Below are 25,166 nucleotides of genomic sequence, written 5' to 3'. Positions count from 1 at the left end.
GAAAGGTCTTCAGCGGTGTTTTTTGGGGGGCACCGTTGAAGACGGTCTGGGGCATTATCACGCTTCCGGGTCCGCCCAAAGCAAAGCGGCCGCCTTCAAGGCGGCCGCTTTGCTTTGGGCGGACCCGGAAATCCGGTGCCCTGCCGCTTACTTGGGCTGGATGCGCTTGATGTTGTCGCTGTCCTCATGGTCGGCCGGACCCTTGTTGACGGCGTAGATCACGCCGTTGGGGCCGACGCTGACGTGGTTGGGCAGCGGCTTGTTGTCAAGGTTGGCGACGATGTTGCCATCGACATCGAGCACCGTCAGCGTGCCGGAGCCGCGGTTGCTGACATAGGCCAGGCGCTTGACCGGATCGAAGGCGACGTTGAGCGCGCCGGCGCCGACCAGAACGTTCTGGAGCACTTCACCGCTCTTGGCGTCGAGGATGACCACGTTGTCCGAGCCCTGCGCAGCCACGAACAGGCGGCCGGTGGCGGCGTCATAGGCTACGCCCGAGGCCGAGAACGCATCCTTGACCGGCAGCACCTTCTCGACCGCATTGGTTGCGGTGTTGATGACGGCGACCTCGCCGCCGGCACTGACCACGAAGAGTTGGTTCGAGGCGGCATCCAGCGCCAGGCTCATGGTCGCGAAGGGCTGGGCGGCGGGGCCGCGCACACCGCTCTCCAGCACGATGGAGGCGGTCTTCTGCAGCGTCTTGGTGTCGAACACTTCGACGTTCGGGCTGCGCGCGGCGCTGATGAAGGCCTTGCCGTGGCGCTCGTCGATCACCACATCGCGCGCGTGCGATGCCGCGCCCGGCTCGAACTGCTTGACCAGAGCCAGATCGGACTGGCGGTATACCGCCACGGTGTTCTGGCGGGTGACCGTGACCCAGACATTGCCGTTGGCATCGTCAACGCCCACGCCATAGACGGCGAACAGGCCGCCAGGCTGGGCGGTGCCGTCACGGCCCCGGCGTGCCGGAGCCTCGGCTGGCGAGACGCGTTTCTCGATCTGCAGCGTATCGGCATTGAGCTTGACCAGTTCGGAGCGGGTCACGGGCGGACGGCCGACCGCCGAGGTCACGAACACCGTGTTGTTCTTGGCACTGTAGGCCGACTGGTAGAGTCCGGGTACCAGCTTCTCGGTCTGTACTTCGAAGCGTTCGGCGCCCGACAGCGGCACGTTCGGGGATACCTTCAGCGGGTAGACCAGCGCGGCAGCCGGATCGGTGACGCTGACCACCACCGGGTGCCGGCCCGGCGCGGCTTGGGCGGGGATGGCCGTCTGGACAGTGAACTTGCCTTCGGCATCGGCTGTGACCGGGCTGCCGCTGATCGACTGGCCTTCGTAGAAGAACTGTACCTGCTGGCCCGGCTTGAAGTTGCTGCCGGCCAGCTTGACCGTGCTGCCCGCGTAGACGACGGGTGTTTCCACCACGCTCACACGGCCTTCGAAGTTGGCATCGGGCTGGGCGAACTGGGGTGCCGATGCACAGGCGGCCAAGGCGGCCGCTGCGGTCGACGCCAGGGCCAGGCGACCCAGGCGGGAGGTGAAGGCAAAGCTTGTTTTCATTGAAGATTCCTGTCGAAAAAAAACGGGAAGCCAGCATCGCCTGGCCCACTGGGCCTCGGCCTGCCGGCCTTGCTCAGGCGGCCATTGTCTCGGGGCCGGTTTCGGGCCCGTTCCGGCGTGATCTTTTCGGGTGCGGTCAAGACGAGCGCCACCGATCCGTGATGCCGGTCCGGATAATATCAGAAACCATTCTCATTATTTGTCGTGGCCTTGCATCGCCAAGCGGCCATCCCGCCGGGCAGGCCCCTGTCAGGCCGCGTCGCAGGATGGTGCTGACCGGCGGTGATAGCATGGCGGCACTTTTTCCGCCCGACGCCCGATCGTACGATGCGCAACGCTCTTTCACGATGGCTGCCATGCCTGCACTGGCCCCGCCCGACCACGGCCAGCCTGCGCCAGGACGCCTTTGCCGGCCTGACGGTCGGCCTGATGCTGGTGCCCCAGTCGATTGCCTATGCGGCGCTGGCGGGCATGCCGCTGGAGACCGGGCTGTATGCCTCCATGCTGCCGCTGGTGGTGATGGTCTTGTTGGCATCTTCCCCGCTGCTGGGTACGGGGCCGACGGCGCTGACGGCGCTGATGGTGGCCTCGGCACTGGCGCCCATGGCGCAGGCGGCCAGCCCGGCCTGGGTCACGCTGGCGGTCTGGCTGGCGCTGCTGGCCGGCCTGTTCCAGGTGCTGCTGGGGCTGGCGCGGCTGGACTGGCTGCTGGGCGTCGTCACCGCACCGGTGCTCAGCGGTTTTACACAGGCGGCCGCGCTGCTCATCATGGCCTCGCAGGTACCGGCCCTCACCGGCGTGTCCTGGGACGCCTGGCTGACGGCCCGTAGTCCGGCCGAGCTGGGATGGCTGCTGCAGGCCATGGATGGGCGTGCCCTGGTGTTCGGCCTGGCGGGCATTGCGGCGCTGGTGCTGACGCGGCGTTTTGCATCGACCATTCCGTCGGCGGCCCTGGTGATGGCGACGGGTGCCGCCATCAGCTGGCTGACGGGCTATGCCGCCAGCGGCAGCGCCGTGATCGGCGAACTGCACGCCCACTGGCAGGGACTGGCGCTGCCCCATGGGGTGGGGTTGGGCACCCTCGCGCAACTGGTGTTGCCGGCGCTGGTGATTGCGCTGATGAGCTTCGTCGAGGTCACGCCCTCGGCCAGGACCGAGCATGCGCTGGCCGGCACCAGCTGGAATCCCAATCAGGACCTGCTGGCGCAGGGACTGGGCAAGATCACCGCCGGCCTGGCCGGCAGCTTTGCCACCAGCGCCTCGTTCTCGCGCTCGGCCGTCAACCACTATGCCGGTGCGCGCACCGGCTGGTCGGCGCTGTTTGCGGCGCTGCTGGTGCTGCTGGCCACGCTGTGGCTGACGCCGCTGCTGCGGCATGTGCCATTGGCGCTGCTGGCGGCGTTGGTGGTGACTGCGGTCAGCGGGCTCATCAAGCCACGTGCCCTGGCGCGGCTGTGGAACTTCTCCCGGGTCGAGGCCGGCATCGCGGTGCTGACGCTGGTCGTCACGCTGCTGGCGGCGCCGCGCATCTATTGGGGCGTGCTCGCCGGCCTGCTGGCGAATCTGGCCTATTTCATGTATCAGCGTCTGCACCCACGCATCATCGAGGTTGGCCGCTATCCCGAAGACGGCCGCCTGCGCGACCGCCATCTCTGGCATCTGCCGCCACTGGCCGAGGAGGTGCTGGCGCTGCGGCTGGATGCCGGCCTGGACTTCGCGACCGCCAGCGCGCTGACGCAGCGCGTGGAACGTGAATGGGATGCGCGCCCGCAACTGCGCAGCATCTGCCTGGTGGCAGGGGCCATCACCAACATCGACGCCACCGGGCTGGAGGCGCTCTACCACCTGCGCGAACTGGCCGCCAGGCGCGGCGGCCAGCTCTACCTCAGCGGCATGAAGCTGCCGCTGGAGACGCGGCTGCGCCAGGCCGGCCTGCTCGGCGATGCCGCGCATGTGCGCGTGCTGCAGACGGATGCACAGACCGTGCAGGCGCTGGCGCAGCTGCAGCACCCCGATGGCGCGACTGAGGCGCGTTGATCGACGCGGAAGGCCTCAGTCCGGCCGCGTGGCGCCGAACGGGCTGGCCGCCGCAGCATCGTGGCCTTGCTCCATGTCGGCCACGACGATGGAGAGCGCATTGGTGGAAATCAGCACCTCCACCAGAGAAAGCAGCAGCGAAAGCGCCAGCGACACGATGCTGATGCCGAACAGCACCTTGCCGGCCGTCTGGGCCTCCAGATAGATGGCGAACATGGCCAGCGCGCAGATCAGAAAGCTCAACACGCCAAAGCTCTGCATGTACTGGATCAGCGCGATGCGCCGGCGCAGGCCCGGCAACTGGCGCCGTACCAGTGGCGAGTCGTGCTGCGGCGAAGCATGCAACTGGCGGATCACCTGCGCCAGCACCAGGAAACGGTTGGTATAGGCCAACAGCAGCAGCGAGATGGCCGGAAACAGCAGGGCGGGGGTGGAGACGTCCATGGGGCGAGGTGCAGGGCTGCAGAGAAGGCCGTGTGGCGGAATGGTGCATGGCAGTATAGCGGCGGCCCCGGGTTTGGTAAGCTCTGGCGCGGGCGCTCCGGCAAGCCTTGGCGCTGCGGAGCCGGCGTCCCCGATGGCGGCCGATGCGGATCGGTCCATGCATCGGCAGTGAACCAAATCCACCCAGCGGTGATCCCAGGCAGGACATGCAGAACTTGACCATGAATCCCTTTTCCCGATCGCGTCTGCGGCATTGGCCCCGCGTGCTGTGTCTGGCAGTGGCACTGACGGCGGCAGGCCAGGCGCTGATGGCGCAGGGCCTGCCGGCGCTCGGTGAAATCGATGGCCTGACGGTGGGCGACGAGCGCCGTCTGGGTGACCAGATCGTGCGCCAGCTCTACCGCGATCCGGACTATATCGACGACCCGGTGCTGCAGGAGTATGTCGACGGCATCTGGCAGTCGCTGCTGCAGGCTGCGCGCGACAAAGGCCAGCTGGCCGATTCGCTGGACGAGCAGTTCGCCTGGCAGGTGCTGCTCGGCAAGGACCGCTCGGTCAACGCCTTTGCGCTGCCGGGCGGCTATTTCGGGCTGCACCTGGGGTTGATCAACGTGGTCGGCAGCAGGGATGAACTGGCCTCGGTAATGGCGCACGAGCTCACGCACGTCACTCAGCGCCACATTTCGCGCATGATGGCGCAGAACAGTCGGCAGACTCCGCTGATCATCGCCAGCATGATCCTGGGCGCACTGGCGGCTTCGAAGAACCCCGAGGCCGGGCAGGCCGTGATGACCGGGGGCCACGCGCTGGCCGCGCAGAACTCGATCGACTTCACGCGCGGCATGGAGCAGGAGGCCGACCGCATCGGCTATGGCCTGATGCAGCCGGCCGGCTTCGATCCGCAGGGGTTCGTGCGCATGTTCGACCGGCTCTACCAAGCCAACCGGCTCAATGACGACGGCGCTTATCCCTATCTGCGCACCCACCCGTTGACCTCGCAGCGGCTCTCGGACATCCAGTCGCGCACCCCCGGGAGCCGCAGCGTCGCTGCCGCGCCGCTGTTGCCCGAGCATGCGCTGGTGGTTGCGCGCTCGCGCGTGCTCTCGCGCGGGCAGGTGGACAATCTGCGCAGCTTCATGCTGGCCGCGCAGGGGGTGCCGGAGCAGTTGGCGACCGATCCCGGGCAGCGTGCCGAGCAGGCCGGACGCCTTTATGGCGGCGTGCTGGCGGCGTTGCAATTGCGCGATTTCGCCGCCGCCCGGCAATGGGCGGAGCGCCTGCCGGCCTGGGTAGCCGGTGATGCCGGCGCCAGCCGCCTGGCGCAGTTGCTGGCGCTCGAGGCTGCGCTGGCCGCGCAGGACGGTGTCTGGGCCGATGCCGCCTATGCGGCGCTCGATGACGCGGCGTTGGCCCGTCCGGAGCTTTTTCTGCGCACCGAGTATGCGATCAGCCGGCACCAGGCCGATGCCCGGCTGACCGAGCAATGGCAGCGCTGGCTGGGCGTCCACCCGCGCGACGCTGGTGCCTGGCAGCAGCTCGGCAGGCTCTGGAATGCGCAGGGCCAGCCGTTGCGTGCCATCCGGGCCGATGCCGAGGCGCAGGTGGCGCGGCTGGACTACGAGGCGGCGATCGACCGCTTCAAGGCCGGCCAGGCGATGGTGCGTGAACTCGGCGCGCGCGCCGACCATGTCGACGCCTCCATCATCCAGAGCCGGCTGGCCGCCGTCGAGCAGCTCAACCGCGAGCGCCTGGCGGCTGCCCAGCGCAAATAGCCGATGGTCTCCTGCAAAGGCCGTCCCGCGGGGATGGCCTTTGCACACGCGCTCACCAGGTGAAGATCTTGCCGGGGTTGAGGATGTTCTGCGGATCGAGCGCATGTTTGATGCTGCGCATCACCGCCACGGCGCCCGCGCCGGCCTCCTCGACCAGGAAGTCCATCTTGTGGGTGCCGATGCCGTGCTCGCCGGTGCAGGTGCCATCCATGCGGATGGCGCGCGCCACCAGTTGGTGGCTGAGTGCCTCGGCGCGGGTGCGTTCCTCGTCCTTGTCCGGGTCGATCAGGTAGCCGAAGTGGAAGTTGCCGTCGCCGACATGGCCGACGAGGAAGTACGGCAGCCCCGAGGACTCGACCTCCTGCAGCGATTCGAGCAGGCAGTCGGCCAGCCGACTGATCGGCACGCACACATCGGTGGTGACGGCGCGGCAGCCGGGACGCGACTGGATGCCGGCAAAGTAGGCATTGTGGCGCGCCGTCCACAGGCGCGTGCGCTCCTCGGGCGTGTTGGCCCATTCGAAGGCCTGACCACCTTGCTCGCCGGCAATGGCCTGCACCATCTCGGCCTGCTCCTGAACGGAACCGGGCGAACCGTGGAACTCCATCAGCAGCATGGGTTCCTCGCGCAGGCTGAGCTTGCTGTGCTGGTTGACCAGGCGCACGGTGTGGGCGTCGAGCAGTTCGACGCGCGCGATCGGCACCCCCATCTGGATGGTGGTAATGACGGTGCGCACGGCCTCCTCGATGCTGGGGAAGGAGCAGATCGCTGCCGAAACGGCCTCGGGCAGCGGGTAGAGGCGGATCGTCACTTCGGTGAAGATGCCCAGCGTGCCGGCGCTGCCGACATACAGGCGCGTGAGGTCGTAGCCGGCACTGGATTTCTTGGCGCGCGTGCCGGTGCGGATGACCTCGCCGCTGGCGCTCACCACTTCCAATGCCAGCACGTTCTCGCGCATGGTGCCGTAGCGCACGGCATTGGTGCCCGAGGCGCGCGTGGCGGCCATGCCGCCAATGGAGGCATCGGCGCCGGGGTCGATCGGGAAGAACAGGCCGGTGTGCTTGATGGCCTCGTTGAGCTGCTTGCGGCTGATGCCCGGTTGCACGGTCACGGTGAGGTCATCGGCGTTGACCGAGATGATCCGGTTCATGCGGCTGACATCCAGGCTGATGCCGCCTTCGGTGGCCAACAGATGGCCTTCGAGCGAGGAGCCCGCGCCATAGGGGATCACCGGCACATTGTGGGCGGCGGCCAGGCGCACCAGGTCGGCGACGTCCTGGGTGCTCTCGGCGAACACCACGGCATCGGGCGGCGGTGCGTCGGTCGAGCCTTCGTCGCGGCCGTGCTGTTCGCGCACGGCTTGCGAAGTGGAGAATTGCTCGGCAAAACGTGCCTGCAGCGCCGCCAGCAGTTCGGGCGTGGCGTGGCGTGGTGGGGGAAATGTGGGATTGGAAGTCATGGAGTATGGCCCGTGGCGCTGCACAGGCCCATGGAGCATTGCAGGTCGCCGATAATAGCGCGCTTGTGGTCTGGTGTGGTGCGCTGAACTTTTGTGCCGGTGCCATACTCCATGAACAGGTTTTGAGCCGAAGCCATATGTTTGGCGCCGGCATCTGCCGTCCAATGACCTTGATGAGGAGCCCTTATTCCATGAATCGCCGCGATTTTTCCCTCTCCACCTTGTTGCTGGGCTCGGCCGGCGCGCTCGCAACCGTGCCGGCCTGGGCGCAAGGCGCGGCGCCGCAGGAGGGCAAGGACTACATCCGCCTGTCCCAGCCGGTCAACACCAATGTGCCGCAGGGCAAGCTGGAGGTGCTGGAGTTCTTCTGGTATTCCTGCCCGCACTGCAACAGCTTCGAGCCGACATTCGCGAACTGGGTCAAGGCACAGCCCGATGACGTGGCGGTGCGCCGCGTGCCCATTGCCTTCCAGCAGAACGCCAACTTCGTGCCGCAGCAAAAGCTGTACTACGCGCTCGAAGGCCTCGGTCTGCTCGACCGCTTCCATACGGCAGCCTTCAATGCCATCCACCGCGAACGCAAGCGCCTCAACTCGGACGAGGCCATCTTCGACTGGGCCAAGAGCGTGGGCATCGACGTCGAGGAGTTCAAGAAGACCTACAACTCCTTCACGGTGGCCAACTCGGTGCGCCGTGCCACGCAGTTGCAGAACGATTTCCGTATCGAGGGTGTGCCCTCGCTGGGTGTGGCCGGACGCTACTACGTCGATGGGACGATGGCCGGCAGCCTGGGCCGGATGCTGGACGTGACCGAGCAGTTGCTGGCCATCGAGCGCCAGAAAGCTGGCTGATGCCGGTTGCCCGGCAGCCTGCGGGCCCCGGGCACAGCAAACGCGACGGACCCGTCATTGACGGGTCTTTTGATGTTGGCGGCGTGGATGCCGCACATCAGCGGCTACAATGGGCCAACGACCCACAGCAAGAATCATGCCGTCCATGCAAAAATCCTTTCTCGCCCTGCTTTGGTGCCTGTCGCTGGCGGTGCTGAGCCCGGCAGCGTTCGGCCTGGCGTCCGACCGCAACCAGCCGATGAACATCGAAGCCAACAGCCTGCGGCATGACGATGCCAGCCAGGTGACGGTGTTCTCCGGCCGGGTAGTGCTCACCAAGGGCTCCATCGTGCTGCGCGGCGAGACATTGACGGTGAAGCAGGCTGCCGATGGCAGCCAGCACGGCACCATCGAGGCCGCAGCGGGGCAGCGCGCATTCTTCAGCCAGCAGCGCGACACGCAGCGTGGCGCGCCGGCCGAGACCGTCGAGGCCGAAGCGCAGCGCATCGAATACGACAGCCAGGCTGATCGCGTGCGCCTGGCGGGCAACGCCGAACTGCGCCGCTACCAGGGCGGCAAGCTCAATGATGTGATCAATGGCGCCGTCATCGTCTACCACAACAGCACCGGCGTCTTCACTGTCGACGGCGCGGCGCAGGGTGGCGCGGGCCGCGGCGAGCGCGTGCGCGCGGTCATCGGCTCGAACACCACCGGCACCAGCGGAGCGGGCGCGGCCGGTGGAGATGCTGCCGCTGCGGCAAGCGCACCAACTGCACCCAATGCACCTGCGGCGCTGGCGCCCAGTTCGGTGCTCGGATCCGGCGAGGAGGCACAGCCGCAATGAATGCCGTCACCGAGTCCGCCACCGCCGTCAGCCTGGCTGCTTCCGGGCATGGCCATGGGCTGCAGGCCGTGCATCTGCAAAAGTCCTATGGCGGCCGCAAGGTCGTCAAGGACGTCTCGCTGGATGTGCAGAAGGGCGAGGTGGTGGGCCTGCTGGGTCCCAATGGCGCGGGCAAGACCACCTCGTTCTACATGATCGTCGGCCTGGTGCGCAGCGATGCCGGCGACATCTTCATCGATGGCTACTCGATTGCCGCGTTGCCGATCCACCAGCGCTCGCGCCTCGGTCTGTCGTACCTGCCGCAGGAGGCCTCGATCTTCCGGCGCCTGACGGTGGAGGAAAACGTGCGGGCCGTGCTGGAACTGCAGGTCGGCGCCGATGGCCGGCGCCTGCCGCGCGCCGAGACCGACCAGCGGCTCGAGCAATTGCTCAAGGAACTGCGCGTCGATCATCTGCGCAGCTCGCCGGCCATCGCGCTCTCGGGCGGTGAACGCCGGCGTGTCGAAATCGCCCGCGCACTGGCCACCCAACCGCGTTTCATCCTGCTGGACGAGCCGTTTGCCGGCGTCGATCCGATTGCGGTGATGGAGATCCAGCGCAGCATCGCCTTTCTGAAGGAGCGCGGCATCGGGGTGCTGATCACCGACCATAACGTGCGCGAGACCCTGGGCATCTGCGATCGCGCCTTCATCATCAGCGAAGGCACGGTACTGGCGCATGGCAGCGCCCAGGAAATCATCGACAACCCAGAGGTGCGACGCGTCTATCTGGGTGAAAACTTCCGCATGTGAGCCGCCCATGAAGCTGGGAGTCTCCTTGCGCACCTCGCAGAATCTGGCGCTGACGCCCCAGCTGCAGCAGTCCATTCGCCTGCTGCAGCTCTCGACGCTGGAGATGCAGCAGGAGGTCGAGCAGATGCTCGACGAGAATCCGTTCCTCGAAGTCCAGGATGAGGCGGCCGAGACGGAGGCCTTTGGCGTGGCGCAGGCCGATGCGCCGGTGGTGCCCGGGGAACAGTTGAGCGAGCGTGCCGGCGAGTCCGAACGCAGTGGCGAGGCGGCCGAGGCGGAGACGCCGACGACCGACCTGCCCAGCGACTGGGAAGGCGACGGCTCCATCGACGTGGCCGCCGATGATGGGGAGTGGGGCGGCGATGCGCTGGCGCGTGGCAGCGGCTCGTCGGGCTCCGGCGGTTCGGACGAGGACGTCGATGCCGCCGACATCAAGGGCGCGCATGTCTCGCTCACCGATTTCCTGCATGCCCAGGCGGGCGAATTCTTCCTCGATGCGGCCGACCGCTGCGCACTCGACTACCTGATTGAATCGCTCAACGAGGACGGCTATCTGGAGGACGATCTGCAGGATCTGGCGCTGCCGCTGGCGCGCAGCGTCGAGGAGGTCGACGAACTGCTGCACCATTTCCAGCTGGCGCTGAACCTGCTGCACAACATGGAGCCGGCCGGTGTCGGCGCGCGCAGTCTGGCCGAGTGCCTGCAGCTGCAGATCCGCGCCATCGAGCGCTCCGAGGATTTCGAGGGCGACTTCCGGGCGCTCGAGGTGGCCCGGCTGGTCTGCGCGCAGCCGCTGGAGTTGCTGGCGCGCCGCGACATCCGCCAGCTCGCGCAGCTCACCGGTGCCAGCCAGGACGAGGTGCGCACTGCGCTGCTGTTCACCGCGCGGCTCGAACCCAAGCCGGGCCGGCGTTTTGCCGATGTCGAGCGCAATGTGATCGTGCCCGACGTGATCGTGCGTCCGAGCGGACGCGGCAGCGCGGCCAGTCGCGAGTTCACCGTGCGCCTCAACCCCGAGGTGATGCCGCGCCTGAAGGTGCACGAGGTCTACGCCAACGCGCTGCGCGGCAATGCCGGCGGCGGCGAGCTGCAGCAGCGCCTGCAGGAGGCGCGCTGGTTCATCAAGAACATCCAGCAGCGCTTCGACACCATCCTGCGGGTCTCGCAGGCCATCGTCGAGCGGCAGAAGAACTTCTTCATCCATGGCGAGATGGCCATGCGCCCGATGGTGCTGCGCGAGATCGCCGACGAGCTGGGCCTGCACGAATCGACCATCTCGCGCGTGACCACCGCCAAGTACATGGACACGCCGCACGGCACCTTCGAGCTCAAGTACTTCTTCGGCTCCGGCCTGGACACCGAGACTGGCGGCAGTGCCTCGAGCACGGCGGTGCGGGCGCTGATCAAGCAGCTCATCGCTGCAGAGAACCCGCAGAAGCCGCTCTCGGACAGCAAGATCTCCGACCTGCTCAAGGAGCAAGGCATCGAATGCGCGCGCCGCACGGTGGCCAAGTATCGCGAGGCCATGCGCATCGCCCCGGCCAATCTGCGCAAGAGCCTGTGAGCGATGGGCTCCTGCCGGCCCGCCGGCCAGGCATTGCGTGGCCGGCCTTCCGCCATTTCCTTCAACACCCCATTCCGATGCGCCGCTGGCGCCCAGTCATGCCCCTGATGGATTCTCTGCCGCTTTTTCTTCCCTGTGCCGGCCAGGTCGAGCCTCTGCTCGGTGACGAGGTGCGCCGCATCACCGGCCTCGCAGGCGAGGCCGTGCGGGTGTTGCGCGGCGGCGTGCAGCTGCCGGCGGCGCGCTGGCAGCATGTGCTGCAGCTCAATCTGCACAGCCGCATCGCCCAGCGCGTGCTGGTCGAGCTGGCGCAGGCGCCGTACCGCAGCGAGGATGATCTCTATGCACTCGCAGCCGGTGTGGATTGGGCCGCCTGGTTCACGCCGGCGCAGACCATCAAGGTCGAGGTGACCGCGCAGAAAAGCCCTCTCAAGAGCCTGAATTTTGCCGCGCTGCGCATCAAGGACGGCGTGGCCGACCAGTTCCGCGAGCGCTGCGGCCAGCGCCCCAGCGTCGATACGCAGCGGCCGGACGTGCGCATCCACCTGCATCTGCAGGCCGAGCAGGCCACCCTGTATCTGGACACCAGCGGCGAGCCGCTCTTCAAGCGCGGCTGGCGTGAGGACAAGGGCGATGCACCGCTCAAGGAAACCCTTGCCGCCGCGATGATCGCCGCCACCGGCTGGGATCCGCATGGCGAGCAGCCCCAGTCGCTCTACGACCCCTGCTGCGGCAGCGGCACCATCGTCATCGAGGCCGCGCAGATCGCCTGCCGCATTGCGCCGGGCCTGCGCCGGCGTTTTGGGTTCGAGCGCCTGCTGCCGCACCAGCCGGCGCTCTGGCAGCAGCTCAAGGCCGAGGCGCGGGCGGCCGAGCAAAGCGCGCCAGTCGGCATCTTCGGCAGTGACATCGCGCACCGCATGGTCGACTTCGCGCGGCGCAACGCCGAGCGGGCCGGTGTGGCGCAGGTCTTGCAGCTGCGCGGCGGCGATGCGCTGCAGCGCCAGCCGCCGGTGGCCACGCCGGGCGTGATGCTGCTCAACCCGCCTTATGGAGAGCGCATTGCCGCAGCCGGCCAGGCCGGCCACAATCTCGCCGAGCGTCGGCAACTCGGCTTCACCGCGCGGGAGTTCACCGACGGTGGCGATGGCGGCGAATTTTTCGCTCAGCTCGCCAGTCACTGGAAAACCTGCTACGGCGGCTGGACGGCCTGGATGCTCACGCCGGACCTCAAGCTGCCTGGCAAGCTGCGGCTCAAGGAAACGCGCCGGGTGCCGATGTGGAATGGCCCGATCGAATGCCGGTTGTTCCGCTTTGACCTGACGGCGCGCGGGCCAGCCAGCCCTCGCCAGCAGGGTGACTGATGGTGGCGCGCAAACTGGCATGAGAGGCCCTCAGGGTGTGTTCAAAGTCTCGCCATGCCCTTCGGATTGCACCTGAAAACCGCGTCCGCGGCCTTGCCCGCCTTGCCCACTGCATTTTGACTTCCCGCGTGACTCACGGAAGATCGTGAACAGCCTCTCAGGGCCGCCAGCTGCGCCAGTGTCGCCAGTGGCGCAGCGCGATGCGCAGGTCGTAGAGCACCGGGGCAAAGGCCAGCAGCACCAGGATCAGTGCCAGCGGCACGGTCGAGATGTAGCCGACGTGCTTGAAGCCCAGCGCGCCGGCCACGCCGCCGGCGAAGAAGCTCAGCAGCATGCGCACCAGCAGGTTCAGCTGGGCATGGTCGGAGCGCACGCGGCGGCGCTCGTCGGAGAACTGCGAGCGGTTCCAGTACAGCATCTTGCCCAGTTCGATGCCGATGTCGGTGACGATGCCGGTGACGTGGGTGGTGCGGATCTTGGCGCCGCTGAGCTTGGTGACCACGGCATTTTGCAGGCCCATGATGAAGCACAGCAGCACCACCGTGATGGGCACCCACAGCGGCCCCTGCACGCCATGCAGGCGGGTGCCCAGCGCACCGAAGATGATCAGCAGCAATGCCTCGAGCAGCAGCGGCATGGCGTATTCGCTCTCGAGGCGGTGGCGCCGCGCGTAGTTGACCATGATGGCCGTGCAGGCCGAGCCGGCGATGAAGGAGAACAGCCCGCCGATGCCCGAGAACACCAGCTCATAGGTGCCCAGCGCAATGGCGTCGGCCATGGTCGAGACGATGCCGGTCATGTGCGAGGTGTACTGCTGCACCGCCAGAAAGCCGCCGGCATTGGCCGCGCCGGCCACGAAGGCCAGTACCACGCCGAGCGTGCGGTTGTTGTGCGGGGTCCGGTTACGTCCGGTGAGCCGCCGCACGTAATGCCAAGAGTTTGAGAATTTCACGGAAAGAAACTGCCTCCACCAGCCATCCTGCCGGCCCGCATCGGCCGCAATCGGCAGCTCCTCGGGCGCAACCTGCCATTCTGAACAGTTTGGCCTGTTCCAGCAATGGCGGGGGTTGCCGGTGCGGGGGGCACGGCGGCGTTTTGTGCCGCCATGCACACAAAAAAGCCCTGCGGGTGCAGGGCTTGGCTTGGGCGATGCCGGTTTTCAGTCCTTGCCGCCGAGGTACTTGTCGACCCAGCGCTGGGCCAGCTTGCCGGCGGCTTCGCGTCCGCCCAGACCGAAGGCCAGCGCGATGGCCACGGCCACCGCACCCAGGATCAGCCCGAAGCCGAGGTTGATGATGTCATCGGCAATGCCCATGGCGCGCAGCCCCATGGCCAGCACCAGCGCCAGGATGGCGATGCGCGCGATGCGTGCGGGCACCACGTTTTGCGCATTGGCCTGCACGATGGCGCGCGCGACCAGCTCGGCCAGCCAGTAGCCGACGATCAGGATCACGCTGCCCAGCAGCACATCGGCGCCGAAGTCGATGAACACCACCAGCAGGTCGCGCACGCCGGTGAAGTCGAGCCGGTTGGCGGCCTCGACACTGGCGAACAGCAGGATGAAGAACCAGGCCAGGCGTCCGGCCAGTTCAGAAGGGCGGTAGCGGTGGCAGCCGTCCTGCGCATCGGTGCAGACGCGCAGGCCCAGGCGCTCGGGCAGACGGTCGAAGCCGAGGTTGTCCAGCAGGCGCGCGAGCAGGCTGGAGACGGCGCGCCCCACCAGCCAGGCCACCAGCAGGATGAGTGCGGCGGCAAAGATGTTGGGCACGGCGGCCATGAACTGTGCCAGCATGCCCACGGCTGGGTCGGAGATCGCGGCGATGCGCAGCGCATCCAGCGCCGCGATGATGGTGGGGATGATGACGAAGATGAACACCAGCGTGCCCACCAGGCGCGAGACGCGGATGTCGGCCGGCAGCCCCAGGCGCAGGCCCAGGCCGTCGGCGCCCGCGGCGGCCAGCAGGTTGGTGGTCAGCCCGCGCAACACCTTGGCCAGCAGCCAGCCGGCAAAGCCGATGACGGCGGCGGCAAAGATGTTGGGCAGTGTCGCGGTAAAGCGTTGTGTGAGATCGGTCAGCGGGGCGGTCAATCCCTCGATCTGCAGGGCCGAGACGATGGCCGGCAGGAACAGCAGCAGCACCAGCCAGAACACCACGTCGCCCAGGATCAGGCCGATCGGCCTGACGCCGGCGGATTCGGAGAGCTTTTCGTCGAGCAGGGTGGCGGCCGTCAGCTTGTTGATGGCCAGCTTGAGCACGATGGCCAGCACCCAGGCGATCAGCGCCAGCACGCCGGCGAGGAAGATGCGCGGCAGGTACAGCATCACCTCGGAGGCGAGGGACGAGAACGGCAGGTACAGCGCATCGAAGCGCAGCGTGCTGAACATGGCCAGCAGCGTCAGCAGGATGATGAACCAGAAGCCGGTGGCGGCGGCGATGGCGCTGAACTGGATCGGCGTGGCGGTCTGCTGGTTGAGGCGCTCGTCGAGTCGCAGCAGCGTCAGGGCCTTGCGGATGCCGGCCTTGACCAGCAGCGCCAGCACCAGGCCGACCAGCAGGATGGCGATGGCGCCCAGCAGCAGTGGCAGGTAGTTGCCCAGGCTGAGGCGCAATTGGTCAGCGATGGATGGATTCATGAATACTCCCTGTTGTCGGAAAAACCGTGTGAAAGGATGGCAAGCGTTGCGCTGCCAGTCATCCAGCGGATTCGTGGTGGCCGGTGATGCGGGCTCTGGTTGTGGTGGCGCAAGAAGTCCACGGCCCCTTTGCATGGGCTCCATGCCGCAGAGCAATAGCGAGGCAGAAGAGGTCATGAACCGAAATTCTTCGCCTGATGCACGAACGCACCGATGCTAAACGAATTGGGCACAGTTGTGTCAGTTTGCTGCCCGGTCATGCCAATGCCCTTGGGATGAATGGGAATTTGTAAAAGATTTCTACGATTTATTACAATTGGCGGGCGCGTGGCCACACCACAAACCGATTCCAACGCCGCGCGGAGGGAGGATCGTCGCTCATGCCGCCTGCTGCCCATGTACCGGCTGCGCCCAAGGCCATCGTCAAGGATTACCCGCTCAAGTTCACCGGCTCGGGGCCGCAGTACTTCCGGGTCTGGTTCGTCAACGTCATCCTGACCCTGCTGACGCTGGGTATCTACACGCCCTGGGCGCGCAAGCGCACCGCCGAGTATTTCTTCGGCCACAGCGTGATCGCGCGCAGCCCGCTGGAGTTCGCCGCCAGCATCCGGCGCATGGTGATCGGCTTCTTTATCTTCGTGGGCCTCTACCTGCTGTTTCGGCGTGCCATCGACAGCCAGAGCACCTTCATGGTGTTCGCCGCGCTGCTGGGCGTCGCGCTGGCCGTGCCGTTCCTCTGGGGCAGTGCCAAGCGCTTTCGCATCACCTCGACGCGCTGGCGCGGCCTGCGGCTGCGTTTTGGCACCAGCTGGCGCGAGATCTACTGGGCCAGCTGGCCGGTATTCGTTATCGCGGCCAGCTGGTTCCTGGTCTATGTGGGCATCGACATGATCCAGGCCTTCACTGCCCCGAGCCTGTTGGAGGACCCGCAGGAGCAGCCGGCCATCCGCATGGGCGCGGTCGGCTGGACGCTGGTGGCGCTGGCTGCGGTGGTGAGCTGGTTGTGCCTGGTGCGGGTGGATTACAACTATCGGCGCCTGCTGGTGCAGCGCACCTACCTGGGCGAGGAAGGCGGCGTCTGGAAGGCGCGCTACGCCGATTTCGTCAGGATCTGGCTGGTGACGGCACTGATCTTCGCCGGCGTGCTCTGTAGCCTGGGAGTGGGCTTGTATCACCTCACCCGCGCCACGCAGGTCCATGAGGTGCTGATGGAGTGGCTGGTGGCAGACGAGACGGCGCTGCAATCACCGGGCCGCCAGCCGCCTGGTGCCGATGGAGAGGCCGCGCTGGAAGGGGCCTCGGCAGGACAGGGGGGCGATGCGTGGGATGAGGGCGACGACACGTTGCACCAGCGCGTCGAAGGCTGGTGGCGCCAGCTGGTCTTTCTGGTGCTGGTGGTGGTGCTCATCGCATTCTTCATGCTCTATTTCGCTGCCGCCGTGGCACTGGCCTACCGGGAAGCACGCGTGCACCGGTTGGTCTGGAGCAGCGTTGGCATCAGCGATCTGGCGCGCTTTCGCAGCACGCTGGGGGTGTGGGGCTTCGTCTGGCTGCGCCTGCAGAACTGGCTGCTGACCATGCTGACGCTGGGCCTGTATCGCCCGTTCGCGCGGGTGCGCGAGTACCGTGCCAAGTGGGATTCCACCTCGGTGCACATCCGCGGCGGCGTCACGCAGGTCAAGAGCCTGCTGGTGATTCAGCAGCAGGGCGGCGCCTTCGCCGACGCGATCGCCGATTTCGCCGGCTTCGACATCGTGGGCTGATGGTGCACGCGCAGCAAGCCACCACCACGCCAGGCCGGGCCCTCCGGGCCCTGTGGTTCGATGGCCTGAGCAGCGCCGGCCAGCCGGTGCTGCTGATGATGGAGCCTCATGCGGCCGGGCCGCAGTTGCTGGTGCAGGCGCTGGCCCCGGGCGCCGAGGGCCTGCGCCTGGCCCACGCGCAGGTGCAGTGGCCGCAGACCTATGGCAAGGGCGACATGCAGCAGCGTCTGACCGTTGATCTGGGCGCGCATGGCAGTCTGGAAGTGCAGAACGCGTGTCAGTGGCACGCCGCCTATGCGCAGGCCGGTGGACGGCCACGCATGGCCGAACGGCTGCAGACGCGCTGGCGGGTGCTGCTGGGCTTCACGGCGCTGGCGCTGCTGGCCGTATTCGTGTTCCTGCGCTACGGCACGCCGGCGGCGGCCACGCAGCTGGCGCGCCTGGTGCCCATCGGCTGGGAGACACGCCTCACCGACGAAACCCTGACCCGGCTCGATGTCCATGTCCTGGCGCCGAGCCGTCTGGAGCCTTCGCGCCAGCAGCAGCTGCGGGCGCGCTTCGAGGCGCTGCGCCAGGCCGTGCCGCCGCAATTGAAGCGCTACGGCAGCTACCAGCCGGTCTGGCGCATGGAGTTTCGTCGTGGCCTGGGCGCCAATGCGCTGGCGTTTCCGGGGGGGTTGATGATCCTGACCGACGAAATGGTCGAGCTGGCGCAGCACGAAGGCCTGGGCGACGAGGCCTTGATGGGTGTGCTCGCGCACGAGATGGGCCACGTGCTGCATCGCCACTCGAGCCGCCAGCTGATCGAGCAGGGCGTGCTCGGCGGCATGCTGAGCCTGGCCATGGGCGATGTCTCCGGCTGGGTGGCGCTGGCCGGTACGGGTCTGACGTCACTGGCCTATGGCCGCCGGCACGAGCGCGAGGCCGACTGCTTTGCGCTGGCCCTGCTGCGCCACCAGCGGCTCTCTCCATTACCGCTGGCACGCCTTCTCGGGCGCATGACGCAGGTTGATGCAGAGACGGCGCAGTCCCGCAGTGCCAGCGCGCTGGACTGGCTGTCGACCCACCCGGATGCCGGCGGGCGTGTGGCGGGCTTCCAGCGCGGCGAGTCCTTGCAGTGCGACATGGCCACCGGCCGCCTGCGTTGAGCGGCGCCGGCCTGAATGCCGCGTGCATGCTTGGAGCGGGTTCCCAGTCTCCTAGGTACCGGACGCAGGCGGTCCGATCCAGAAGTGAGGGTTGTGCGCAAGCTCCCACAGATGACCATCGGGGTCTGAGAAATATCCGCTGTAACCGCCCCAAGCGGTTGCCCCGGGCTTTTTGACCAGCCTCGCACCGGCCTGCAGTGCCTGGTCCATCAGGGCGTCGACCTCTTCGGGAGATCCGACATTGTGGGACAGGGTGAAGCCATGGAAGCCATCGCCCTTGGAGGCGACCTGCGCGTCTTCGGCCAAGGCCTCCCTGCCGAACAATCCGAGCCAGGTGCCATTCAGTGAGAAGAATGCCACTTCTGGCGATGATTCGAGGCGCGGCAATCCCAGACCGTTTTCGTAGAACGAGGCGGATTTCCCGATGTCATCAACCCCGAGCGTGATCATGCTGATTCTTTGATCCATTCAATGGTCTCGCTTTTCTATGGAAGCTGTCCATGACAGCGGACGCCACGCCGCCAGCGCCAGCGCCAGCGGCATCAGGATGACTGGGGCTGCTGTTGTTCCTGCTCTGGCGCCGGGCCTGCCGCAGCGGCTCCGCGGGTGGGCGGCGCAGCCTTGGTGACGGCCTGCAGGCGCGCAATCGCCTGCAGCGCGAGTTGCTGCCCATTGGCATCAAGCTGGCTGCCGAAGGTCTGCAGCCATTCGACGGCCTCGGGAATGTCGCCCGAATGAGCCAGCACGTCCACCATCATCTCCAGCACGGCATCGAGCTGTGGCAGGTTGCGCAGCGCCAGGAATCGAGGATCGGTGTTGTGCAGCTTCTCGTAGATGGCGCGCAACACCTGCACGTGTTCAAAGGCCTGGGCATACCCGCCCTTGTCGCGCAGCGCGCAGGCATAGAGGTGGTGCATCATCGGGACGCTCAGCGCCTGCGCCTCGCCGCCGCTCTCGTGGGCCTTGGTGGCCTGCTCGAAGGCGGCCTCGGCACGCGGCTGGTCGCCCGCCAGCGTGGCGGCCGTCACCACGTTGAACCAGTCACTGGCGTTGCCCGTCTGCGGCGCAAGCTTCTCGAAGAACGGCAGGGCGAGGTCGAACTGCTGCTGGTGGAAATACAGCAGGCCCATCAATCGCAGCCCGCTCTGGGCGATGTCCGGGAATTCCGAGGCAACCAGCCGGTTCGCGAAGTTCTCCACCCGTTCGTATTGCTGAGCAGCCAGCGCTTGGGTGGCCTGCTCCAGCATGATCCGTTGTTCGCCTTCAGACAGCTGTAACGCCTGTGGCGCTTTGCGGTGCCAGAGCTGTTTGATGCGATCCCACATGCGCGATGAACCTTCTGAGTGATGATGATTGTGCCGGTGGCGATGAGTATGCAGTGCGTTCAAGGGCCTTGGCACTGCCAGCCATACTAATCCCAATGGTCCTGCAGGGGTGTAATAACCTGTTCATGGCCCAGCCGAACCGCTGGAGGTGGTGGCCCGCGAAAAGAGCGTGGGCGGGAGGCCATGAGGCATGGGCCGCCGGCCAGATTGGATCGGCAAGTGAGACGATGTGACTCGGATGGCCTGGTTTATTTAATCCCGGCAAGCCATATAGTGACGGTGATGCCGCATTGTCGGCGCCATTGACCGTTATCTGAAGTCCACCGGCTTCATCCCGCCGTCCATCGGGGCGGCGGCGAAGCTTGGCGGTTTCTGCCATCGAAAGGGAATGAACCATGAGCAACTCGTTGATTGATGCCATCAAAGTCCGCCGCACCCAGTACGCGCTGGGCCCATCGCTGCCGCTGCCGCAGCAGGATGTCACCGCGCTGATCCAGGAGGCCATCCGCCTGACGCCGTCCTCGTTCAACTCGCAAAGTTCGCGTGCCGTGATCCTGTATGGCGCGCAGAGCGTGCGGTTCTGGGAACTGGTCAAGGATGCACTGCGCCAGATCGTACCGGCCGACGCCTTCCCGACCACCGAGAAGAAGATCGACGGCTTTGCCGCCGGCGCCGGCACCGTGCTGTTCTACGAAGACCAGGACGTGGTCAAGAGCCTGCAGCAGCAATTCCCGGCCTATGCCGAGAACTTCCCGATCTGGTCCGAGCAGTCCGGTGGCATGGCCCAGTTCGCGGTCTGGGTGGCGCTGGCCAACGCCGGCATCGGTGCCAGCCTGCAGCACTACAACCCGCTGCCCGACGCCGCTGCGGCCGCGGAGTGGAACCTGCCTGCGAGCTGGAAGCTGCGCGCGCAGATGCCGTTCGGCTCGAACGAAGCAGGCTTTGGCGACAAGAGCTTCATTGACGATGCCGAGCGCTTCCGCGTTTTCGCGTGATGCGGAGGTGTTCGGCCCGGCTCCGGCTTGACCTGGCCCTGGCTCATTGATGGAGTCGATGGGGCCGGCACGACTGGGTGAACGGCGCGCACCCGCATCATCCCGGCATGCGGGCGCCGCCCGGCCAGTGTCAGCGCATTGGCAGGACAACAAGGCGCTCTTGCGTGTGGCCACTGCCGGCCCCGCCCCGGCTCCTGGCATGCCAGGGGTCTGACGCGGGTCGGCGGCCGGGCCATGGCAAGTGGCCCGCGGGGATATTGTTACACTCGGATGTATATAATTGCGGCGCAAACAGCCCGCACCGATCTGCGGCCAAAACGGCATCATTATGGATGACAATCATTCGCATCGAATGTGATGCCCGATTCTGTCTTCCTGCAGATATTGTGCGCGCCACGTTGCATATTAAAAATAGATATCCCCGGTGAGCGTGTTTGTGCGCCTGGAAAATGGTTTTGGAAGATATCCGTGGCGATTTATTGAATGAATTGCCATTTTGCTGCGGATAAATGGCCGTCCGATTCCGTTTGCCAGAATGTACGACGCCACTGCCCACGATGTGCCATGGTGCACAAGAACATCAGCAAAACAGGTGTGGTCAGCATGCATGGCAATAAATTCCACCTCGGACGGCGGCAATTTCTGAAAATCCTGGGAACGGGAGCGGCGGCGCTCTCGGCCTCGGCAATGGGGCTCTCGACGGCAGAAGCACAGGTTTCTGCCTCGGTGCGGCCCTACAAGCTGTTGCGGGCCAAGGAAACCCGCAACAATTGCACCTATTGTTCGGTTGGCTGCGGCATCCTGATGTATTCGCTCGGTGATGGCGCCAAGAACGCGAAGCCGCGTATTTTCCACATCGAGGGCGACCCGGACCATCCGGTCAGCCGTGGTTCGCTGTGCCCCAAGGGGGCGGGGCTGCTGGATATGATCCATTCGAAGAACCGGCTGACGCACCCGGAATACCGCGCGCCCGGTTCGAAGGAGTGGGTGAAGATTTCGTGGGAGGATGCCACGAAGCGCATTGCCCGCCTGCTCAAGGATGACCGCGACGCGAATTTCATCGCGCGCAACGAGAAGGGGCAGTTGGTCAATCGCTGGCTGTCGTCGGGCTTTCTGGCCTCTTCGGCAGCATCGAACGAGACCGGCGTGCTGGATTTCAAGTTCGCCCGCGCGCTGGGCATGCTGGGCCTGGACTGCCAGGCGCGGCTGTGCCATGCGCCCACTGTCTCGGCGTTGGCGCCGAGCTTTGGGCGCGGCGCCATGACGAATCACTGGGTCGACATCAAGAACGCCAATGTGGTGATCGTGATGGGGGGCAATCCGGCCGAGGCGCACCCGGTGGGCTTCAAGTGGGTGATCGAGGCCAAGATCAAGAACAAGGCCAAGGTGATCGTGGTCGATCCGCGCTTCAACCGCACGGCCTCGGTGGCCGACATATTCTCACCGATCCGTGCCGGCTCGGACACCGCCTTCCTGATGGGGGTGGTGCGCTATCTGCTCGAGACCGACCAGATCCAGCACGAGTACGTGCGTGCCTACACCAATGCCACGCTGATCGTGCGTGAGGACTACGGCTTTGACGAGGGGGTGTTCTCGGGCTTCGATGCGGCCACCAAGGTCTACGACAAGTCATCCTGGACCTATGAGCGCGATGCCAGTGGCGATGCGCTGCGCGACCTGTCGATGACGCATCCGCGCTCGGTGTTGCAACTGCTCAAGAAGCATGTGGACCGCTACACGCCGGAGATGGTCGAGGAGATCACCGGTGTGAAAAAAGCGGACTTCCTGCAGATCGCCGAGATCATCGGCTCCTGCTCGGCTCGCAACAAGACGCTGACCTGGCTGTACGCGCTGGGCTGGACCCACCATACCGGCGGCGCGCAGATCATCCGCGGCTCGGCGATGATCCAGTTGCTGTTGGGCAATATCGGCATGGCCGGCGGCGGCGTGAATGCGCTGCGCGGGCATTCCAACATCCAGGGCTACACCGACCTGGGCCTGCTGTCATTGCGGGTGCCGGGCTACATGAATCTGCCCTCCGACAGCCAGCAGACGCTGGCGCAGTATCTGGAGGAGACCACGCCCAAGGACATGCTGCCCGGCCAGGTCAACTACTGGAAGAACACGCCCAAGTTCTTCATCTCGCTGCTGAAGAACCTGTACGGCAGGCACGCGACGAAGGACAACGACTTCGACTTCGACCTCTTGCCCAAGTGGGACCGCAGCTATGACATGCTGGCCTATTTCGACATGATGTACGACGGCCAGGTCAACGGCTACATCGCGCAGGGCTTCAACCCGCTGGCGGCGATGCCCGACAAGAACAAGACCTCCAAGGCACTGTCGAAGCTGAAGTTCCTGGTCGTCATCGACCCGCTGGTGACCGAGACCTCGAACTTCTGGCGCAACGAGGGTCGATTCAACGACGTGCCGACCGAAGAGATCATGACGGAGGTGTTCCGCCTGCCCTCGAACTGCTTTGCCGAGGAAGATGGCGCCATCGTCAACTCCGGTCGCTGGCTGCAGTGGCACTTCGCCGGCCAGCAGCCGCCGGGCGAGGCGCGCCACGACCCGCAGATCCTCGGCGGCATCATGATGGAGCTGCGCCGCCTCTACGAGGAGGAGGGCGGCGCCTGCCCCGAGCAGGTGCTGCACATGACCTGGGATCACGAGACCTACCACGATCCCTATTTCCCGCACCCCGAGGAGATGGCCAAGGAGGCCAACGGCTACGCGCTCGAGGACGTGTACGACGACAGCGGCCGGCTGCTCCTGCGCAAGGGACAGTTGCTCGATGGCTTCGCCCAGTTGCGCGATGACGGCAGCACCGCCAGCTATTGCTGGGTCTTTACCGGCTCCTGGACGGAAAAAGGCAACCAGATGGCCAACCGGGACAATACCGACAGCGGTCTGGGCAATACGCCGGGCTGGGCCTGGGCCTGGCCGGCCAACCGCCGCCTGCTGTACAACCGCGCCTCGATGGACGTGGATGGCACGCCGTGGGATCCGGATCGCCAGATCCTGCACTGGAACGGCGAGAAATGGGTGGGCTCCGACGTGCCTGACTTCCCGGTCAACATCCCGCCCGGCGCGCCTGCGGCACCCTTCATCATGCTGCCCGAGGGGCTGGGACGCCTGTTCTCCGAGAAGGGCATGAACGACGGCCCCTTCCCCGAGCATTACGAGCCGGTGGAAAGCCCGATCGCCAAGAATCCGCTGCATGCGAGCGTGACGCACAATCCGACGGCGCGCATCTTCCAGAACGACGCGCAGCGCATGGGCAACCGCCACGACTACCCGTACGTGGCGACGACCTACTCGGTGACGGAACTGTTCCGCCACTGGACCAAGCACAGCCACCTCAACGCTATGCTGCAGCCCGAGCAGTTCATCGAAATCGGCGAGAAGCTGGCGGCGGAGAAGGGCATCCGCCACGGCGATACCGTCAAGGTCACCACCAAGCGCGGCTACATCACCGCCAAGGCAGTGGTCACCAAGCGCATGCGCACGCTCAATGTCGCCGGGCAGGAAGTGCAGCAGATCGGCATTCCGTGCCACTGGGGCTTCGAGGGCGAGACCCGCAAGGGCTATCTGGCCAATACCCTCTCGCCGGGGGTGGGGGATGCGAACTCGCAGACCCCCGAGTTCAAGGCCTTTCTGGTCAATGTCGAGAAACTGGAAGGAGCGCTGGCATGAACTCCCAGAACATCGTGCGCCGCTCGGCCACCAACGCGCTGACGCCCGCCCCGCATGTGCGCGACCACCAGATGGAGGTCGCCAAGCTGATCGACGTGACGACCTGCATCGGCTGCAAGGCCTGCCAGGTCGCCTGCAACGAATGGAACGACCTGCGCGGCGAGGTCGAGGAAAACGTGGGCGTCTACGACAACCCGCGCGACCTCTCGCCCGACAGCTGGACGCTGATGCGCTTCACCGAGCATGAAGACGAGGCCGGCAAGTTCGAGTGGCTGATCCGCAAGGACGGCTGCATGCACTGCGAAGACCCGGGCTGCCTCAAGGCCTGTCCGGTGCCCGGCGCCATCGTGCAGTACGCCAATGGCGTGGTGGACTTCCAGTCCGACCTGTGCGTGGGCTGCGGCTATTGCGTGGCCGGCTGCCCCTTCGACGTGCCGCGCATCTCGAAGAAGGACAACAAGGCCTACAAGTGCACGCTGTGCTCCGACCGCCTGGCAGTCGGCCAGGCCCCGGCCTGCGCCAAGACCTGCCCGACCGGCGCGATCTCGTTCGGCTCGAAGCAGGAGATGAAGGACCTGGCCGCGACCCGCGTGGCCGAGCTCAACGAGCGCGGCTTTGACAACGCCGGCCTGTACGACCCGCAGGGCGTGGGCGGCACGCACGTGATGTACGTGCTGCAGCATGCCGACGACCCGCAGCGCTATGCCGGCTTGCCCAAGGACCCGAAGATCAGTTCCGTGGTCGAGGGCTGGAAAGACGTGCTCAAGCCCGCCGCCGCCGTGGCCGGCGCCGTGGCGGTGGGTGCGATGGCCGCGCACTTCATTGGTGTCGGCCCCAACAGCATCAATGAGGATGAGCAGCCCGATGGCAGCCCCGAGGGCACCGCCGGGGACGATGCAAAGCCGCTGGCACGCGATCCCGCGCAATGAGGAGCAAGAC

General features: G+C 66.2%; 19 protein-coding genes. 12 read left to right on the top strand and 7 right to left on the bottom strand.

Annotated features, from left to right (window positions below):
* Nucleotides 1-147 precede the first annotated feature (147 nt).
* Nucleotides 148-1,560, bottom strand: coding sequence for a YncE family protein (locus tag EV687_RS09115; protein WP_207226418.1), 1,413 nt, complete (start codon nucleotides 1,558-1,560; stop codon nucleotides 148-150).
* Nucleotides 1,561-1,887: 327 nt separating this feature from the next.
* Between EV687_RS09115 and EV687_RS09110 the strand changes: the two genes are divergently transcribed.
* Nucleotides 1,888-3,597, top strand: coding sequence for a SulP family inorganic anion transporter (locus EV687_RS09110; RefSeq protein ID WP_122231840.1), 1,710 nt, complete (start codon nucleotides 1,888-1,890; stop codon nucleotides 3,595-3,597).
* A 15-nt stretch (nucleotides 3,598-3,612) separates the two neighbouring features.
* On the opposite strand, the gene EV687_RS09105 is transcribed toward EV687_RS09110, so the two are convergent.
* The gene (locus EV687_RS09105; RefSeq protein ID WP_122231839.1) at nucleotides 3,613-4,041 is read right to left on the bottom strand and encodes a DUF2721 domain-containing protein; all 429 of its coding nucleotides are present in this window, start codon (nucleotides 4,039-4,041) and stop codon (nucleotides 3,613-3,615) included.
* 221 nt (nucleotides 4,042-4,262) lie between these two features.
* On the opposite strand from EV687_RS09105, the gene EV687_RS09100 reads away from it, so the two are divergent.
* The gene (locus EV687_RS09100; protein ID WP_122231872.1) at nucleotides 4,263-5,813 is read left to right on the top strand and encodes a M48 family metalloprotease; all 1,551 of its coding nucleotides are present in this window, start codon (nucleotides 4,263-4,265) and stop codon (nucleotides 5,811-5,813) included.
* Between the two features lie 52 nt (nucleotides 5,814-5,865).
* Here the strand turns inward: EV687_RS09100 and EV687_RS09095 are convergent, their stop codons facing one another.
* The gene (locus EV687_RS09095; protein WP_122231838.1) at nucleotides 5,866-7,272 is read right to left on the bottom strand and encodes an FAD-binding oxidoreductase; all 1,407 of its coding nucleotides are present in this window, start codon (nucleotides 7,270-7,272) and stop codon (nucleotides 5,866-5,868) included.
* Nucleotides 7,273-7,463: 191 nt separating this feature from the next.
* Here EV687_RS09095 and EV687_RS09090 point away from each other — a divergent pair, with 191 nt between their 5' ends.
* The 5 genes from EV687_RS09090 to EV687_RS09070 all read left to right on the top strand — a co-directional run bounded on the left by EV687_RS09090 (nucleotide 7,464) and on the right by EV687_RS09070 (nucleotide 12,665).
* Nucleotides 7,464-8,123 carry a thiol:disulfide interchange protein DsbA/DsbL gene (locus EV687_RS09090; protein ID WP_122231837.1) on the top strand — a complete coding sequence of 220 codons (660 nt, stop codon included), beginning with the start codon at nucleotides 7,464-7,466 and terminating at the stop codon, nucleotides 8,121-8,123.
* Between the two features lie 145 nt (nucleotides 8,124-8,268).
* A complete protein-coding gene (gene lptA, locus EV687_RS09085; RefSeq protein ID WP_122231836.1) occupies nucleotides 8,269-8,946 on the top strand; it encodes a lipopolysaccharide transport periplasmic protein LptA in 678 nt (225 codons plus the stop codon).
* Nucleotides 8,943-9,737: an LPS export ABC transporter ATP-binding protein gene (lptB, locus tag EV687_RS09080; RefSeq protein WP_122231835.1), complete on the top strand. Its 795-nt coding sequence runs from the start codon at nucleotides 8,943-8,945 to the stop codon at nucleotides 9,735-9,737. The genes lptA and lptB overlap by 4 nt, the downstream gene beginning before the upstream one ends.
* A 7-nt stretch (nucleotides 9,738-9,744) precedes the next feature.
* A complete protein-coding gene (gene rpoN / locus EV687_RS09075) occupies nucleotides 9,745-11,301 on the top strand; it encodes an RNA polymerase factor sigma-54 (RefSeq protein WP_122231834.1) in 1,557 nt (518 codons plus the stop codon).
* A gap of 107 nt (nucleotides 11,302-11,408) precedes the next feature.
* Complete coding sequence (locus EV687_RS09070; protein WP_122231871.1) at nucleotides 11,409-12,665, top strand: THUMP domain-containing class I SAM-dependent RNA methyltransferase; 1,257 nt, start codon at nucleotides 11,409-11,411, stop codon at nucleotides 12,663-12,665.
* Between the two features lie 157 nt (nucleotides 12,666-12,822).
* On the opposite strand, the gene EV687_RS09065 is transcribed toward EV687_RS09070, so the two are convergent.
* On the bottom strand, nucleotides 12,823-13,617 hold the full coding sequence (locus tag EV687_RS09065; protein WP_122231833.1) for a YoaK family protein: 795 nt from the start codon (nucleotides 13,615-13,617) through the stop codon (nucleotides 12,823-12,825).
* Between the two features lie 207 nt (nucleotides 13,618-13,824).
* On the bottom strand, nucleotides 13,825-15,300 hold the full coding sequence (locus EV687_RS09060) for a mechanosensitive ion channel (protein WP_122231832.1): 1,476 nt from the start codon (nucleotides 15,298-15,300) through the stop codon (nucleotides 13,825-13,827).
* A gap of 380 nt (nucleotides 15,301-15,680) precedes the next feature.
* On the opposite strand from EV687_RS09060, the gene EV687_RS09055 reads away from it, so the two are divergent.
* Complete coding sequence (locus EV687_RS09055) at nucleotides 15,681-17,063, top strand: DUF898 family protein (RefSeq protein WP_122231831.1); 1,383 nt, start codon at nucleotides 15,681-15,683, stop codon at nucleotides 17,061-17,063.
* Entirely contained in the window at nucleotides 17,063-18,211 is a 1,149-nt protein-coding gene (locus EV687_RS09050) for a M48 family metallopeptidase (protein ID WP_122231830.1), read from the top strand. Before EV687_RS09055 ends, EV687_RS09050 begins: the two co-directional genes overlap by 1 nt.
* Before the next feature lie 51 nt (nucleotides 18,212-18,262).
* Here EV687_RS09050 and EV687_RS09045 read toward each other — a convergent pair whose 3' ends face one another.
* Nucleotides 18,263-18,679, bottom strand: a complete 417-nt coding sequence (locus tag EV687_RS09045) for a VOC family protein (RefSeq protein ID WP_122231829.1) — start codon at nucleotides 18,677-18,679, stop codon at nucleotides 18,263-18,265.
* A 74-nt stretch (nucleotides 18,680-18,753) separates the two neighbouring features.
* Entirely contained in the window at nucleotides 18,754-19,458 is a 705-nt protein-coding gene (locus EV687_RS09040) for a tetratricopeptide repeat protein (protein WP_130466479.1), read from the bottom strand.
* 473 nt (nucleotides 19,459-19,931) lie between these two features.
* On the opposite strand from EV687_RS09040, the gene EV687_RS09035 reads away from it, so the two are divergent.
* The 3 genes from EV687_RS09035 (at nucleotide 19,932) to fdxH (ending at nucleotide 25,156) form a co-directional block, all read left to right on the top strand.
* Complete coding sequence (locus EV687_RS09035) at nucleotides 19,932-20,531, top strand: nitroreductase family protein (RefSeq protein ID WP_122231827.1); 600 nt, start codon at nucleotides 19,932-19,934, stop codon at nucleotides 20,529-20,531.
* A gap of 603 nt (nucleotides 20,532-21,134) precedes the next feature.
* Complete coding sequence (gene fdnG / locus EV687_RS09030; protein ID WP_122231870.1) at nucleotides 21,135-24,227, top strand: formate dehydrogenase-N subunit alpha; 3,093 nt, start codon at nucleotides 21,135-21,137, stop codon at nucleotides 24,225-24,227.
* Nucleotides 24,224-25,156, top strand: a complete 933-nt coding sequence (gene fdxH, locus EV687_RS09025) for a formate dehydrogenase subunit beta (protein WP_122231826.1) — start codon at nucleotides 24,224-24,226, stop codon at nucleotides 25,154-25,156. Before fdnG ends, fdxH begins: the two co-directional genes overlap by 4 nt.
* The last annotated feature ends 10 nt before the right edge of the window (nucleotides 25,157-25,166 follow it).

The organism is Corticibacter populi, assembly GCF_004217315.1.
Classification (GTDB): domain Bacteria; phylum Pseudomonadota; class Gammaproteobacteria; order Burkholderiales; family Burkholderiaceae_C; genus Lampropedia; species Lampropedia populi.
Note: the sequence above shows the minus strand (reverse complement) of the source record. Positions and strands in the feature narration are given on the sequence as shown.

Coding starts and splice junctions, on each gene's coding strand:
- fdnG (WP_122231870.1), top strand. CDS start 21,135: ATGCATGGCAATAAATTCCACCTCGGACGGCGGCAATTTCTGAAAATC.
- rpoN (WP_122231834.1), top strand. CDS start 9,745: ATGAAGCTGGGAGTCTCCTTGCGCACCTCGCAGAATCTGGCGCTGACG.
- EV687_RS09095 (WP_122231838.1), bottom strand. CDS start 7,272: ATGACTTCCAATCCCACATTTCCCCCACCACGCCACGCCACGCCCGAA.
- EV687_RS09040 (WP_130466479.1), bottom strand. CDS start 19,458: ATGCTGGAGCAGGCCACCCAAGCGCTGGCTGCTCAGCAATACGAACGG.
- fdxH (WP_122231826.1), top strand. CDS start 24,224: ATGAACTCCCAGAACATCGTGCGCCGCTCGGCCACCAACGCGCTGACG.
- EV687_RS09035 (WP_122231827.1), top strand. CDS start 19,932: ATGAGCAACTCGTTGATTGATGCCATCAAAGTCCGCCGCACCCAGTAC.
- EV687_RS09055 (WP_122231831.1), top strand. CDS start 15,681: ATGCCGCCTGCTGCCCATGTACCGGCTGCGCCCAAGGCCATCGTCAAG.
- EV687_RS09090 (WP_122231837.1), top strand. CDS start 7,464: ATGAATCGCCGCGATTTTTCCCTCTCCACCTTGTTGCTGGGCTCGGCC.
- EV687_RS09100 (WP_122231872.1), top strand. CDS start 4,263: ATGAATCCCTTTTCCCGATCGCGTCTGCGGCATTGGCCCCGCGTGCTG.
- EV687_RS09045 (WP_122231829.1), bottom strand. CDS start 18,679: ATGGATCAAAGAATCAGCATGATCACGCTCGGGGTTGATGACATCGGG.
- EV687_RS09110 (WP_122231840.1), top strand. CDS start 1,888: ATGCGCAACGCTCTTTCACGATGGCTGCCATGCCTGCACTGGCCCCGC.
- lptB (WP_122231835.1), top strand. CDS start 8,943: ATGAATGCCGTCACCGAGTCCGCCACCGCCGTCAGCCTGGCTGCTTCC.
- EV687_RS09115 (WP_207226418.1), bottom strand. CDS start 1,560: ATGAAAACAAGCTTTGCCTTCACCTCCCGCCTGGGTCGCCTGGCCCTG.
- EV687_RS09060 (WP_122231832.1), bottom strand. CDS start 15,300: ATGAATCCATCCATCGCTGACCAATTGCGCCTCAGCCTGGGCAACTAC.
- EV687_RS09070 (WP_122231871.1), top strand. CDS start 11,409: ATGGATTCTCTGCCGCTTTTTCTTCCCTGTGCCGGCCAGGTCGAGCCT.
- EV687_RS09050 (WP_122231830.1), top strand. CDS start 17,063: ATGGTGCACGCGCAGCAAGCCACCACCACGCCAGGCCGGGCCCTCCGG.
- lptA (WP_122231836.1), top strand. CDS start 8,269: ATGCAAAAATCCTTTCTCGCCCTGCTTTGGTGCCTGTCGCTGGCGGTG.
- EV687_RS09105 (WP_122231839.1), bottom strand. CDS start 4,041: ATGGACGTCTCCACCCCCGCCCTGCTGTTTCCGGCCATCTCGCTGCTG.